We start from the raw sequence: 13869 nt of genomic DNA on the forward strand, positions 1-13869 counted from the left end.
CAGGGCTACACTCCTGCGCGTCACGGCTGGCAGACCTCGCTCCCCCGCTCCGAGGTGCTCTTGGTGAGCTGCCACACGCCCTTGGAGTTCTTACGGAGCCGGTCGTTGTAGAAGACGTACGAATTCTTCGTGGCCTTGGTGACGTTCGTCTTCTTCGTCTTACGGTCCTTCGTGTACCCCTTGGACTCGTCGGCGCAGTACGTGAGCCCGGCGGAACCGTCCTTGCTGAAGACGACCTTGCGGTTGAAATAGCGCACCGAGCCGGTCAGCGTCGTGTCGGCCTTGATGAACCCGCTGACCCAGTCGACCGAACCCAGCAGGGCCGAGCCCTTGCTGTAAAAAACAATGGCCTCTGATTTGGGGTCCCGCTTGTCTATGGCCTCGACAAGGGCGCGCTGATACTCCGCACTGTCACGCAGCACCGCGTCGGTCTTCGGCTCGCCCGTCGTCTCCGGGGTGAAGGCCAGCTCAACCCCCTTCGGCAAGGTGACCTCGGGCCGCTCGATCCCGTCCGACGACGCCGATGGGGAGGGTGACTTCTTCGCCTCGTCCCCCGATCCGGCCCCGGCGATCTTGTCGTTGTCCTTGGACCCCCCATCGCCCCCTCCGCAGGCGGAGAGCGAAAGGACTGCCGCGGCAGTGAGGGTGGCCGCTGTGAGCAAGGCAGGTCGGGGGTTCACGGTCAGCTCCTGGTGGGGGAGAGTTCTCTTGCAGTGATCCAAGCTATCCAACCGAGCGTGGCCGCGCGCCGCCGCGTCTCGGCACGCGGCTCACCCGCCGCGCCTACTTCGCCGGGAACTTCCAGACGGTCGGCTCGGCCTCGCTGCCCTCCGGGGTCCACTGGACCTCAAGTTCCTTGGTGCCGACGGGGACCAGGTAGGTCTGGCAGAGCACGTGGCTCTCGCCCTTCTTCCAGCCCTCCAGTTCCAGCTCGTCCTCGCAGCCCGCCGCGTCCTCGGAGGCACCGATCAGGAGGCCGCCGCGAGTGCCGTCGGCGTAGATCTCCGCGCCGTCGCCCACGTCCGGGACGTCCGCGAGGGGTGCGCCCGCCTTGTGCGTGTACTTCACGTGGGCGACCGCGGCGACCAGGCCCTTGGCCTTCTTCGGGTCCGAGACGAGTTTCTTGGTCTCCGCCTCCGTGCCCAGGTCGACCTTCTGCGCGGCGACGTCGTACGTGACGGTGGCGTCGCCCTCCTTGACCTTCCCCGTGGTGCTCTCGCCGGCCGTCAGCGCGGCGGGCTCCTTCGGCTTGGCCTGCGAGTTGGCGGCGTCGGTCCTCGGCTTCTCCTCCGACTTCTTGTCGTCACCGCCACCGCAGGCGGTCAGCGCGAGGGCGAGTACGGCGACGGGCGCGGCCAAACGCAGCGCGGTCTTCTTGCAGAGCAAAGTGATCTCCTGGCAGTGATGAACCCGCCGCCCCGCGGACGATCGACCCGTGCGAGCAGCAGGAAGAGCCGTCAGCTTAGGAGTCGGGCACGTGGCGCGTCGAGATCATCACCGGCCATCGACCCTCCCCCGTTGGCGATTGCAATGCTTTGCGCGTCGCTGCGTCCAATGCCGCCCCGTCCAGCGCCTTTTCGCACACGTGCACTTCACCAAAGCGAATGGCGTTGCTTGTGTGACTGACGAGGCCCGACCGGCCCGGCTTCCCAACGCCCCCATTTCCCAGGGTTTTTCGGCTCATTGCGGTCACCAACTCGCGCGTAACAGTCGCGCAACGCAATGGGCTTCGCTTCTGAGTCTCCGCTAAGAGCGGGAAGAACGGGACGTCGGCCACAGTCGTGGGCTCCGCCTCGCCGCCAGGTCCTCGACCCAGCCCACGGCCACGGTCATCACGCCGATCAGCGGCCATATCAGCAGTGCCATCCAGAGCATGTACGTCATGTCCAGCGCCGAACTCCAGCGCTCGTCCTCCATGAACGGCAGGTCGTACGCCATGTCGATGATCGGCACCGTCGCCGTGATCAGGAGGTTGTGCCAGAGGTAGATCGTGACGGCCCTGTTGTTGGAGAGCGTCACCAGCCTGTCCCACTTCGCGAGCCTGCCGGGCAGCTCCTGCCACGAGGGCGCGTACGAGAGCAGGATCACGACGAAGCCGGACGACCAGGCCGCCTGCGCCATCGGGATGTCGTTCAAGTCCCAGCCGTCGGGGCCCTGGTGGCCCGACGCCCACCACAGGCCGAAGGCCATGACCAGGGACGACACCGACACCGCCAGATAGCGCGGGACGCGGGCGAGCAGACCGTCCTGGTGGGCGAAACCGAGGACCCAGCAGCTGCCGTACACCGCGAAGTCCGTGACCGCGTCGCCCGTCTCGCCGGGGATCGTGACGACGCCCGTGCCGATCACCGCGGTCAGCGCGAGCGGCGCGAACAGCGTCGCCCACGGCGCCTTGCGGAACGCCCACAGCAGCAGCGGCGAGGCGATGACGAACCACAGGTACGCGCGGAGATACCAGACGGCGCCCACGGCCTGCGCCGGCCAGGTGTCCTCCGGGAGGCCCGCCTTGTCACCCAGGTGCCAGGGGAAGGGTGGCGCGCCCACCGGGAACACGTAATTGAGCATGCTCAGCACGCCCCAGGTGCTCCCGTGGTCGGGGTCCTCGGAGACGTTCCAGCCACCGGCCAGGAGGAGGACGAGCGCCGCGGCGCTGAACACCCACAGGGGAGGCAGGAGCCGGCGGACGCGGCCCTTGATCACGCCCCACGCCGGGCGTTTCAGCGAGCGCGCCATGAGCGAGCCCGCCAGCGCGAACATCACGCCCATGGAGGGGAACACGATCGTCAGCCACGCCCAGCCGAACAGGTGGTAGACGATGACGCGGACGAGCGCCAGCGAGCGGAGCACGTCGAGGTAGCGGTCCCTGCCCGGCTCCTTGACGGCCGCGGGGGCCTTGGAAGGCAGGCTCTGGGTCGTGTGCGGGCTCTGGGTCGTGTGTGGGTCCTGGGTCGTGTGCGGGTCGTGGGTCGTGTGCGGACTCTGGCTCATGCGACGGGCCTCCGTTCACGGCCGCCCGACCGCTGTCGCGGGATGGAGCCGGGCGCCTCCACCACCCCCGTGCGCCGGAGCTTCTGCCAGCGAAGGCGGCCTCCGGTGAGGGCGGTGATCCAGGACTGCAGCAGCACGACGTACATCAGCTGCCGGTAGAGGATCTGCTGGAGCGGCAGCGAGATCAGATGGGTCATGCGTTCGCGGTCGAGGCGGAAGGCGTACGCGGCACACACCGCCTGGATGGCGAGGACGCCGAGCCAGGCGGCGACGGTCTTCCGGGTGGGGCCGAAGACCAGGCCGTAGAGCAGGAATACGTCGATGAGGGGGGCCAGGAGCGGTGCCAGGACCATGAAGAGGGACACCAGGGGCAGGCCGACGCGGCCGAAGCGTCCGGAGGGACCGGATTCGACGAAGGCGCGGCGGTGCTTCCAGATGGCCTGCATCGTGCCGTACGACCAGCGGTAGCGCTGGGACCAGAGCTGCTGGACGGACTCCGGGGCCTCGGTCCAGGCGCGCGCCTTCTCCGCGTACACGACCCGCCAGCCGTCGCGGTGCAGGGCCATGGTGATGTCGGTGTCCTCGGCTAGCGTGTCGTCGCTCATGCCGCCGACACGCTCCAGGGCGGACCGCCGGAACGCACCGACCGCTCCGGGGATGGTCGGCATGCAGCGCAGCACCTCGTACATCCGGCGGTCGAGGTTGAAGCCCATCACGTACTCGATGTGCTGCCAGGCGCCGATGAGCGAGTCCCTGTTGCCGACCTTCGCGTTGCCCGCGACGGCGCCCACGCGCGGGTCACCGAAGGGCTGCACGAGTTCGCGGACGGTGGACTTCTCGAAGACCGTGTCGCCGTCCATCATCACGATGAGGTCGAAACGGGCGTTGGCCATGCCCCTGTTGAGGGCGGCGGGCTTGCCCGCGTTCTGCTGGCGTACGACGCGTACGTTCGGCAGGTCCGGCCCCGGGCCCAGATCCAGGCCCAGGCCCAGGCCCAGGCCCAGGCCCTCGACGATCGCTGCCGTGCCGTCCGAGGAGCCGTCGTCTATGACGACGACCTCGATGGGGTGGTCGCTCGCCATCAGGGAACGGACGGTGGCCTCTATGCACTTGGCCTCGTTGTACGCGGGGACCAGGACGGAGACCGGCTCGGTGGTCTGTGGGCCCCAGTGGAAGTCCCGCCGCCGCACCCGGCGGGCGTGCGCGGCGGAGAACAGCAGCATCAGGCCGAACCGGGTGAAGACGAGGACGCCGATGACGGCGAGCGCCACGACCAGGCCGTCGGTGATGCGCTCGGAGGCACCGACCAGGAAGACCCAGGCCTTGCCCTTCCACAGGTCGACGCCGCTGACCCGCGTGTGCGCGCTGGGCGCGTCCAGAACCTCGGTGAGGTTCCCGAACTCGTAGCCCCTCTCCTGGAGCTGAGGCAGAAACCGGTCGAGCGCGGCGACGGTCTGGGAGCGGTCGCCGCCGGAGTCGTGCATGAGGACGATGGCGCCCTCGCCGCCCCGGGGGGTGGCGCGGCGGATGATCTCGTCGACGCCCGGGCGCTTCCAGTCCTCGCTGTCGGTGTCGTTGACGACGGTGAGGTAGCCGCGGTCGCCTACGTGCTGGGTCACCGGATAGGACTTGTCGTCCATGGCGTCCGAGAAGGAGGAGTACGGGGGACGGAAGAGGGACGTCCGTATCCCCGCCGCTCCGGCGAGCGCGAGCTGGTTCTGCGAGAGCTCCCAGTCGATGCGGTCGGTGGACTGGTAGGAGAGGTCGGGGTGGTTGAAGGTGTGCAGACCGATCTCGTGGCCCTCGTCGACCATGCGCTGGACCAGGTCGGGGTGGCGCGAGGCCATGGTGCCGGTGACGAAGAAGACGCCGTGCGCGCGGTGCTTCTTCAGGACGTCGAGGACCTTGGGGGTCCACTTGGGGTCCGGCCCGTCGTCGAAGGACAGCACGAGCCGGTGATCGGGCACGCGCAGAGTGGCCTCGCGGTCGCCGCGGGTGTCAATGACGGGGCCGCCGTCGAGGATCTTCTGGGGCACGTGGTCGGTGGGCGCGGACGGTCTGACGCGGTGGTCGGCGAGGATCTCGCTGTGTACGTATCCGCGCAGCATCAGCATGGCGAGCAGCACGAGGAGCAGCAGCGAGGGCAACAGATGACGGAGGGGCAACCGCCGCCACCATCCGTCGGGCCCCGCCGTGCCTGCGTTGGGGCGGCGGTCCTTGGGGCGGTGGGCCTCGGGACGGTGGGCCTCGGGGCGGTGGCCCTGGGCGCGGTGGGCCTGGGCGCGGTGGCTTCGATTGCTGTTGGGCTGGGGGTGGCCGCCTGCCTGGCCGTAGCTGGCAGGCTGGGCGTGGCCCAGAGGCTGCGGCGGGCTGTCGGGCTCGGCGTGGCTGCCGGGTTGGCGATTGCCGCTGGGCTGGGGGCTGCCGCTGGGCTGGGCGCAGCCACCTGCCTGACCGTAGCCGGTGGGTTGGGAGCGGCTGTCGGGCTGGGTGTAGTCCCCTGACTGGGGATGGCCGTCAGGCTGGACGTAGTCCCCTGGCTGGGGACGGCCGCCAGGCTCGACGTACCCCCCAGGCTGCCGGAAATCCTGGCCCTCCGGGACGTGACTGTCCTGGGGCCGGTCCGGTCGTCGGCCCCCGTTCGTGCGGGAGTTCATCGCTGAGCGTCCTCCGAGGGCGGTGGGGAGTCAGCGGGGGGCCGCTGGGCGGGTGAGGTGTGTCCGGCGGGGTCGTCGGTGCCACCGGCGGGGGCCGTCGACTGTGCGGGCGGGTCGGGGGGCGGGGCGGGCGGCGCCGTGGGTTCGGGGGCCGGGGCGGGAGGCGGGTCGGTCGGGGCCGGAGCGGCGCCGGCCGCGGGGACGGGGGCGGGGGCGCCGCCTCCGTCCATCGGGCCCCGGCCCGGAAGCGCGCCGTCGGCGTCACCGCTGCGGCCGGGGCCCGGCCCCGCGCCGTCGCCGGGCTCGCCCGCGACCTCGGTGCCGTCCGTGGCGCCGCCCCGCGAAGGGGCCGCGCCGCCGGGGGAGGTGGACGGGCTGCCCGGCGGAGCCACCTTGCTCGCCGGTCTGCCGTCCCCGCCGTCCCCGCCGTCCCTGCCGCCCTCGCCGCCCTCGCCGCCCTTGGGGTCCTGCACCGGCAGCCACGGCGCGCTGGAGTTGCCCGAGAGCAGCGTCCCCACGATGACCAGGGCATAGACCGCGCAGGCTATGCCGACGATCACGCCGATCCGGCGGTACCTCCGGCTGCGGCGGCCCGTCTCGTCGACGAAGACGGGGCCGTCGGCCGCGTCTTCCGCGTCGGCCCGGGCGGGCAGGTCCGCCAACATGCGCCCCACCCCGTCGATCTGAACAGTGACCTCGCCCGGATCATGGGTATGTCCCGGCAGGGCATCTTCTCGCCACGTTTCCATGCGTACGCACAACCCCCCACGTCAGGATTCGGGTGCGCGCACGGCCCCGGGCGCCCGCCGTCCGGACCGGGCCCCCGCCCGTTCCGAGCGCCCCCTCTATCACACTGCGCCGGGGCAAACGAAAGTAGCGCACCGGAGTGGCCAGGTTGCTTTCAGTCAATTTCTACTCATCATGATGAGTGCATCTTTGGCCGGAACCCAGCCGTTCTCGGGCCTCACCAGCCACCCTTCTGCGGCGGCAAGCTCCGCGGCAGCGGTCCGAACTGCGGCAACACCAGGATGAATCAGCCCCTTACGCCACACCAGTGACACGGGCGAGAGCGGCACAGGGTCCACCAGCGGCCGCAGCTCCGCGCCCGGCATGGCCGGAAAGTCCACGACGACCAGGGCCGGATTGCGCTTCTTCGCCATGATCCGCCCGAACTCCTCGGGCCCCACGGCGAGCGGCGCGGGCGCCGCGACACCGATGCCGCGCCCCTCGAAGAGCCGGTGCGCGAGATCGGTCCACTCCAGGGTCCGGGGGTTGCCCGCCCCCGCGTACACGGTCTCTCCGGAGAGCGCGTCCAGCGGCACGGCGTCGAGTTCGGTGAGCGGATGGCCGTAGGGCAGCAGCACCGCCATCGGCTCGTACCGCACGGGCTGGTGGGCGAGCCCGGCCCGCAGCGCCGGGTCGAGTCCGGCGTACCGCCCGAAGGACATGTCCAGCCGCCCGGCGATCATCTCGGCGGCGGCGCCGGTGAGGCCGCTCTCGAAGCGGGCCATCAGCTCGCAGTCCGGGGCGAGTTCGCGGGCCCGCGCAAGGATCCGCCCGAAGACGAGGCCGGGGCTGTTCAGATCGACGAGCAGCGGCCGGGCGGCGCCCGTGAACGCCGCGACCAGTTCGTCCTGCGCCTCCAGGACCCTTCGCGCGTACGGAAGGAGCCGCTCGCCGTCGGCGGTGAGCGCGACCTGCCGTGTCGTACGTGAGAACAGCTCGGCTCCCAACTCCCGCTCAAGCCGCCGCACATCACGGCTCAGCGCCTGCTGTGCGACGTACAGCCGGGCGGCGGCCCGGGTGAAGTGCAGCTCTTCGGAGACGGCGATGAACGCGCGCAGCAGACGCGGGTCCACGTCGCGGGGCAGGGCGGGTCCTTCGGCGGGGCGTATGCCGGGCTCTGCGGTCACCGCTGGAACCTACAACGCGTTCACCGCCGGGACTCACAACGCGGTCACCGCCGGCACTCACAACGCGGTCACCGCCGGAACTCACAACCAGGGTGCGTGAATCGGCACCCAGAAGGTGTTGGACCCCGCCGATCACCGGCGGCCAGCCTGAGAGGCATGCCCCGCGACAAACCCCGCATCCCCTACGCCCGCCTCTTCGCGATACCCGGCGCCACCGCCTTCACCATCGGCAACCTCATCGCACGCCTCCCCATGGGCATGTTCAGCGTGAGCGCCGTCATCATGATCTCCGGCGCCCGCGGTTCGTACGCGTTGGCCGGCGCCGTCACCGCGACCGGCCTCGCGGCGACCGCCGTCGTGGCGCCCTGGACGGCGCGGCTCGTCGACCGGCACGGGCAGGCGCGCGTCGCCGTGCCCGCCACCGCGGTCGCCGCGCTCGGCTCGCTCTCGCTGCTGCTCTGCGTACGGTACGGAGCCCCCGACTGGACGCTCTTCGCGTCGTACGCCGCCACGGCCACGACCCCCAACACGGGCGGCATGTCCCGCGCCCGCTGGGCGTACCTCCTCAAGGGCGACACCGCGGCCGTGCACACGGCCAACTCCTTCGAGCAGGCCGCCGACGAGCTCTGCTTCATGCTCGGCCCTGTCCTCGCGGCCTTCCTCTGCGGCTCGCTCTTCCCGCAGGCGGGCACCTTGATCGGCGTGGCGCTGCTGCTGACCGGCGTGCTCCTCTTCGCCGCCCAGCGCGCGACGGAGCCCCCGCCCCAAGGACGTACGGACTTCTCCGCCGAGGCGAAGTCGCCCCTCCGCGCGCGTGGGATGCCCGCTCTGCTGGTCGTCTTCCTCGCCACGGGTGCCGTCTTCGGCTCCCTGGAGGTCGTCACGATCGCCTACGCCGACGCGCAAGGGCACAAGGCGGCCGCGGGTGTGATCCTCGCCCTCCAGGCCGCGGGTTCCTGCGCGGCGGGCCTCGTCTACGGGGCCGCGAAACCGCGCGGGCCGCTCGTGGGCCGGCACCTGCTGTGCGGCGCGGCGATGGCGGCCCTGATGACGCTGCCGCTGCTCGCGGTGACGGTCACGGGTTCCCTGATCGCCCTCTCCGGAGCCCTGCTCGTCGCGGGGATGGCGACGGCGCCCACGATGGTCACCGGTATGACGCTGGTCCAGCACCGCACCCCCGAGGGGCGGCTCAACGAGGGCATGACCCTCGCCGTGACCGGCCTCCTCGGGGGCATCGCGTGCGGCGCGGCGGGCGGCGGCTGGGCGGTGGAGCGCCTGGGCCCCGCCGCGGGCTACTGGGTGCCGGTCGCCGCCGCCGGTCTCGCCCTGCTGCTCAGCAGCGCGCAGGCTTGCGCCACGAGCACTCCACGTCGCCGTCCCGCTCGGTCGCCGCACGTGTCGAACGGGGCCTGACTGGCACGGCCTTGTCTTTCGTGGACGACGCGAGGGTCACCACGATCGCGTCCTCCAGTGCCTTCACTGAGGGAGCCAGGTGGTTGTTGAGGATGATGCTGAACACCAGCTCGCGGCCGCTCCTGTCCGTCACGTAACCCGACAGCGCGGACGCTCCCGTCAACGTCCCTGTCTTGGCGTGGACATTGCGCGCCGCCGGGGTCCCGCACATCCGTGAGCGCAGCGTGCCGCCGCCGGACTTGCCCGGGGCGCAGGCCACCGGCAGGGACGCGTACCAGTCGGCGAACCACGGCTCTCCCTTCGCCGAGCGCAGCAGCTCGATGTACTGATCCGCCGGCGCGTTGTCCTTGCGGGAGAGCCCGGAGCCGTCGACCTGGCGCAGCTTGCCCGGGTCGACACCGGCGGTCTTCAGATAGCCGCCGATCGCGGCGATGCCGTCGCCCCAACTCCCCGGCCTGCCGGTCGCCTTGTGGCCCATCGCCTTGGTCAGGGACTCCGCGTGCATGTTGTTGGACAGTTTCATGAAGGGGACCATGAGGTCCTTGAGCTTCATGGAGTCGTGCGAGGCGAGCTGCCGCGCGCCCTTGGGTGTGGCGGTCCCGGTCCTGGTGGGCCCGCTCACCTGCACGCCGTGCGCGGCGAGCGCGTCCCGGAAGACGGCGGCCGCGTAACCGGTCGGCTCCCAGACGGTGACCCACTCCTTGGTGGTGGTCCCGCCGACCGGGACCGTGCCGCTGACGGTGATGGTGTTCTTGCCGTGCTGCCGCTCCACGGCGATGGTGTCGGCGCCGCCGGAAGCGACGGTGGTCGCCCGCAGATCGATGTCCACGTAGTCGGTCTCCGGTGTCACGCCGACGCGCGGCGCGTCCCCCGCCTCCGCCCCGGGCGCCACCTCGACGATGACCGTCCCGGTGTCGTAGTCCGTGTCGGGCGCGACGCTCAGGGCGCTGATCTGCGCCGCGTAGTACGCGGACTCGTCATCGGCGCTCCAGGTGTCGCCGACGCGCTCGGCGTCGAAGCGGGTGTCGTCGGCGATCAGCCGCCCGTGGACCCACCGGACCCCCGAGTCGGCGATCTCCTCGGCGAGCCGCTCGTAGTCCTTGGCGAGCGTCGTCGGATCGCCCGTGCCGCGCAGATACAGGTTCCCGCGCAGGACGGGGCCCCGCCGCACGCCGTCGGAGAGTACGTCGGTGGTGAACCGGTGGTCGGGCCCCAGGAGCTCCATGGCGGCGGCCGAGGTGAGCAGCTTGGTGTTGGAGGCGGGCATGAGGCGCCCGCTGGACCGGTGCTGGTAGAGGACGTCACCGGACGCGGCGTCGGCGACGACCACACTGGCCACGCCGCCCTCCATGCGGGGGTCGCCGAGGATGGTGTCGATGGCTTCGGGCAGCCCCGACCGGGCGGAGTCCGCCCCGGCCGGGCCGCCGACGGAAAGGGTGGCCGCCGCCACACCGAGCACGGCGGGCCAGATCCAGTGGCGCATACGGTGGTTGACGCGTCTCACGGGTCTACTCATGACCCTGGAGCATCCCGGACCGCGCCGCCTCGCGACAGACCCCACTCCGGAGGTGACCGGCGGGATACGGAAAAGCCCAAACGGAAAAAGCCCCCTGGCCTGGGGCCAGAGGGCTTCGTCCTCACATGGGAATTGTGGAGATGGCGGGAATCGAACCCGCGTCCAACGGTGCAGAATCAGGGCTTCTCCGAGCGCAGTTCGCTACGATTTTCTCGGCCCCGGAGATCTCGCGAACAAGTCTCCGACGGGCCCAGTCACTGTTTGATTTCCCGTCGAACCCCGTGACCGGGCTCGGCGGTTTAGTTCCCTAGATTATGCCAGGGTCCGGGTCGGGAACACCCCCGGGCTGACACCCATTAAGGGTCCTTCAGTCACTGCTTATTAGGCAGCGAGGGCGAAGGACTGGGAATCGCTCTTGGAATTGGCGATTATTGGTTGCGACATATGGTTTACGAGATCATTGCCGCTTCCTCGGCTCGCTTCCCCTGCTTCGACATCCGCTGTCGAAACCGATCATCCCCATGTTGATTTTTCAAGGTGGATCTTTCGATCCGGGCGCCCCGTCATCAGCGGGGCAAGACCCATCGTACGTGACCAACGCACGACGGTGCCAGCCTATTCCTGAGGACCCGCCGGAGGCTAGGCGATGCCCTGCCGGCGGCGCACCTCCGAGATCGCGCGGCTCGTCTCCCTCGTGTCCTGCTTCTCGCGGAGCGTCTGCCGCTTGTCGTACTCCTTCTTGCCCTTGGCCAGCGCGATCTCGACCTTCACCCGGCTGTCCTTGAAGTACAGCGCGAGGGGCACGATCGTGTGACCCGTCTCCTGCGACTTGGAGTCCAGCTTGTCGATCTCCGCGCGGTGCAGCAGCAGCTTGCGCTTCCGCGTGGCGGAGTGGTTGGTCCAGGTGCCCTGCACGTACTCCGGGACGTGGATGTTGTGCAGCCACGCCTCGCCGCCGTCGATGTGCACGAAGCCGTCCACCAGGGAGGCCCTGCCCATGCGCAGCGACTTGACCTCGGTGCCCATCAGCACCAGGCCGCACTCGTAGGTGTCCAGGATGTGGTAGTCGTGCCGCGCCTTCTTGTTCTGCGCGACCATCTTCCGGGCGGGGGCCTTCTCACTGGCCTTCGCGGCCTTGCGCTTAACCTTTTCCTTAGCCATAGTGCGGCCATTTTCGCACTACGAGGGGGGTCCGAGGCCAGTCAATACTGTCTCGGCCCTGGCCTCGGCCCCGTCCCCCACCTCAAGGTCGGGGGTGATGCCCCGCCCGTCGACGGTCCGGCCCGACGGGGTGCGGTAGTGGCCGACGGTCAGCTCGGCGACGGAGCCGTCGGGGAGGCGGCTCGGCATCTGGACCGAGCCCTTGCCGAAGGTCCTGGAGCCCACGACGACCGCGCGGCCGCGGTCCTGGAGGGCACCCGTGAGGAGCTCGGCCGCGCTCATGGTGCCCCCGTCGACCAGCGTGACCACCGGCCGGTGGGCGTCGCCGCCCCGCTCGGCGTGCAGGGCCTTCTGCTCGCCCCGGACGTCGTACGTGGCCACGAGGCCGCCGTCGACCAGCGCGGACGAGGCGGTGACCGCCTCCGACACCAGGCCTCCGGAGTTCCCGCGCAGGTCGAGCAGAATGCCTGCGCCCTCGGGGGCCTCGCGCACCGCGGACCGCACGGCCTCCCCCGAGCCCTTGGTGAAGGCGGCGACCTTGATCATGACGGCGCCGCCGGGCAGCTCGGTGACGGTGACGGAGTCCGTGGAGAGGCGGGCCCTGCGCAGGGTCTCGCTCCACGCGCGCGTGGAGCGCGTCAGACCCAGGCGGACCGGCGTACCGGCGCGGTCGCCGCGCAGCAGGGCGACGACCTCCGTGACGGGGCGGCCGGTGACGCGCTCGCCGTCGATGGTGCGCAGCCGGTCGCCCTCGCGGATCCCGGCGCGGTCGGCGGGCCCGTCCCGCTGGACCCGGGAGACCTCGATACGGCCGTCGGCCCCGCGCCGGGCCCACAGTCCGACGCCGGTGTACGCGCCGTCGAGGGCCTGCGCGAACTCCTCGTACTCCCCGTGCGAGTACACCGACCCCCAGCGGTCCCCGCTGCGGCTCACGGCCTCCTCGGCGGCCTTCTTCGCGGACTTGCCGTCGGCCATGGCCTCGGCGGCGGCCTCGGCGGCCTCCTCGGCGGTGCCGGCGTCTCCCACCGACAGGGCCGCGGCGTCCGAACGTAACGAAGGAGAAGGCGTTTTCCGGCCGTCGCCCGCCGCGTCGCTCCAGGAGCCGGTGGCTGCACCGGTGGCAAGGACGCTCGCGAAGACCAATGTCAGGGCCGCCCCGCGGCGTACGCTGCGGGGCGTTGAGAACCGATCGGCGAGCCGGTCGCGGCCTGACATGACGGTGAGTCTAGGACAACGAGAAGCGCCGTACGGTTGGTTGAACCGTACGGCGCCCTGGGACGACAGGGGTACTTGTCACACCTTGAGGTACTTGCGCAACGCGAAGAACGCGGCGAGCGCGGGCATCAGAAGGCCGATCGCGAGCACCAGCGGCAGCTTCGCGAGGACGGCGTCCCAGCCGATGAAGTTGATGAGGTTGATCTTATCGGCGAGCGCGAGACCGTGGTCGATCATGAAGTAGCGCCCCACGAGCAGCATTCCGCAGGCCAGACCGCCGCCGATGAGGCCGGCGACGGCGGCCTCCATGATGAACGGCATCTGGATGTAGAAGCTGGACGCGCCGACAAGGCGCATGATGCCGGTCTCCCGCCTGCGGCTGAACGCCGATACGCGCACGGTGTTGACGATCAGCATCAGCGCGACGACGAGCATCAGCGCCATCACCGCGAGCGCCGCCCAGTTCATACCGTTGAGAAGCCCGAAGAGGTTGTCCAGATAGCCCTTCTGGTCCTGCACGGACTGCACACCGTCACGCCCGGAGAAGGCGGTCGCGACGACCTGGTACTTCTCCGGGTCCTTCAGCTTGATGCGGTACGACTCCTGCATCTGGTCCGGCGTGAGGGAGCTGGACAGCGGGGAGTCGCCGAACTGCTCCTTGTAGTGCTTGTACGCCTCGTCCGCCGACTCGTGCGTGACCTTGTCCACGACCGGCATCTTCTTCAGATCACCGAGGATCTGGTCCTTCTGCTCGTTCGTGACGGCGCCCTTGGCGCACTTGGGGTCCTGTTCGGCGTCGGCCTTGTTGCACAGGAAGACCGAGACGTTGACCTTGTCGTACCAGTAGCCCTTCATCGTGCTCACCTGGTCGCGCATGAGCAGCGAACCGCCGAAAAGGGCGAGCGAAAGCGCTACGGAGACGACGACCGCGAAAGTCATCGTGAGATTGCGGCGGAGACCTACGCCGATCTCCGACAGGACGAACTGGGCGCGCATGGCGGCCTTT

Annotated in this window: 11 protein-coding genes and 1 other RNA gene; 1 reads left to right on the forward strand and 11 read right to left on the reverse strand. The window is 70.2% G+C overall.

All coding sequences use genetic code 11. The annotated features are described in order from the left end of the window. Positions 1–20: 20 nt before the first annotated feature. The 6 genes from ACWDZ7_RS26975 to ACWDZ7_RS27000 all read right to left on the reverse strand — a co-directional run bounded on the left by ACWDZ7_RS26975 (position 21) and on the right by ACWDZ7_RS27000 (position 7558). A complete protein-coding gene (locus ACWDZ7_RS26975) occupies positions 21–680 on the reverse strand; it encodes a hypothetical protein (protein ID WP_451800467.1) in 660 nt (219 codons plus the stop codon). 103 nt (positions 681–783) lie between these two features. After that, complete coding sequence (locus ACWDZ7_RS26980) at positions 784–1386, reverse strand: hypothetical protein (protein WP_451800468.1); 603 nt, start codon at positions 1384–1386, stop codon at positions 784–786. Between the two features lie 360 nt (positions 1387–1746). Beyond that, positions 1747–2988, reverse strand: coding sequence for an acyltransferase family protein (locus ACWDZ7_RS26985; RefSeq protein ID WP_451800470.1), 1242 nt, complete (start codon positions 2986–2988; stop codon positions 1747–1749). After that, positions 2985–5102 carry a polysaccharide deacetylase family protein gene (locus ACWDZ7_RS26990; protein WP_451800548.1) on the reverse strand — a complete coding sequence of 706 codons (2118 nt, stop codon included), beginning with the start codon at positions 5100–5102 and terminating at the stop codon, positions 2985–2987. Before ACWDZ7_RS26990 ends, ACWDZ7_RS26985 begins: the two co-directional genes overlap by 4 nt. A gap of 539 nt (positions 5103–5641) precedes the next feature. Beyond that, positions 5642–6310 (reverse strand): hypothetical protein, encoded by a 669-nt coding sequence (locus ACWDZ7_RS26995; protein WP_451800472.1) that lies wholly within the window; start codon positions 6308–6310, stop codon positions 5642–5644. A gap of 240 nt (positions 6311–6550) precedes the next feature. Then, on the reverse strand, positions 6551–7558 hold the full coding sequence (locus ACWDZ7_RS27000) for a LysR family transcriptional regulator (RefSeq protein WP_451800474.1): 1008 nt from the start codon (positions 7556–7558) through the stop codon (positions 6551–6553). Between the two features lie 156 nt (positions 7559–7714). Between ACWDZ7_RS27000 and ACWDZ7_RS27005 the strand changes: the two genes are divergently transcribed. Beyond that, a complete protein-coding gene (locus ACWDZ7_RS27005; protein WP_451800475.1) occupies positions 7715–8971 on the forward strand; it encodes an MFS transporter in 1257 nt (418 codons plus the stop codon). Here ACWDZ7_RS27005 and dacB read toward each other — a convergent pair. The 5 genes from dacB to ftsX all read right to left on the reverse strand — a co-directional run bounded on the left by dacB (position 8892) and on the right by ftsX (position 13859). Next, complete coding sequence (gene dacB / locus ACWDZ7_RS27010; RefSeq protein ID WP_451800477.1) at positions 8892–10487, reverse strand: D-alanyl-D-alanine carboxypeptidase/D-alanyl-D-alanine endopeptidase; 1596 nt, start codon at positions 10485–10487, stop codon at positions 8892–8894. The two genes, ACWDZ7_RS27005 and dacB, sit on opposite strands and share 80 nt — an antisense overlap. Positions 10488–10619: 132 nt before the next feature. Next, positions 10620–11008: a transfer-messenger RNA gene (ssrA, locus tag ACWDZ7_RS27015) on the reverse strand. Positions 11009–11126: 118 nt separating this feature from the next. Continuing rightward, positions 11127–11648, reverse strand: a complete 522-nt coding sequence (smpB, locus tag ACWDZ7_RS27020; protein WP_451519270.1) for an SsrA-binding protein SmpB — start codon at positions 11646–11648, stop codon at positions 11127–11129. A gap of 18 nt (positions 11649–11666) precedes the next feature. After that, positions 11667–12863 carry a S41 family peptidase gene (locus ACWDZ7_RS27025; RefSeq protein WP_451800478.1) on the reverse strand — a complete coding sequence of 399 codons (1197 nt, stop codon included), beginning with the start codon at positions 12861–12863 and terminating at the stop codon, positions 11667–11669. A gap of 78 nt (positions 12864–12941) precedes the next feature. Beyond that, the gene (gene ftsX, locus ACWDZ7_RS27030; protein ID WP_451800480.1) at positions 12942–13859 is read right to left on the reverse strand and encodes a permease-like cell division protein FtsX; all 918 of its coding nucleotides are present in this window, start codon (positions 13857–13859) and stop codon (positions 12942–12944) included. Positions 13860–13869: the final 10 nt, after the last annotated feature.

This window comes from Streptomyces sp. NPDC003032 (assembly GCF_053591415.1).

What these genes read in the sequence shown, in the direction of transcription:
- dacB (WP_451800477.1), bottom strand. Translation starts at nt 10,487, where the DNA reads ATGAGTAGACCCGTGAGACGCGTCAACCACCGTATGCGCCACTGGATC.
- ACWDZ7_RS26990 (WP_451800548.1), bottom strand. Translation starts at nt 5,102, where the DNA reads ATGCTGATGCTGCGCGGATACGTACACAGCGAGATCCTCGCCGACCAC.
- ACWDZ7_RS26995 (WP_451800472.1), bottom strand. Translation starts at nt 6,310, where the DNA reads ATGTTGGCGGACCTGCCCGCCCGGGCCGACGCGGAAGACGCGGCCGAC.
- ACWDZ7_RS26985 (WP_451800470.1), bottom strand. Translation starts at nt 2,988, where the DNA reads ATGAGCCAGAGTCCGCACACGACCCACGACCCGCACACGACCCAGGAC.
- ACWDZ7_RS27005 (WP_451800475.1), top strand. Translation starts at nt 7,715, where the DNA reads ATGCCCCGCGACAAACCCCGCATCCCCTACGCCCGCCTCTTCGCGATA.
- ACWDZ7_RS27025 (WP_451800478.1), bottom strand. Translation starts at nt 12,863, where the DNA reads ATGTCAGGCCGCGACCGGCTCGCCGATCGGTTCTCAACGCCCCGCAGC.
- ftsX (WP_451800480.1), bottom strand. Translation starts at nt 13,859, where the DNA reads ATGCGCGCCCAGTTCGTCCTGTCGGAGATCGGCGTAGGTCTCCGCCGC.
- smpB (WP_451519270.1), bottom strand. Translation starts at nt 11,648, where the DNA reads ATGGCTAAGGAAAAGGTTAAGCGCAAGGCCGCGAAGGCCAGTGAGAAG.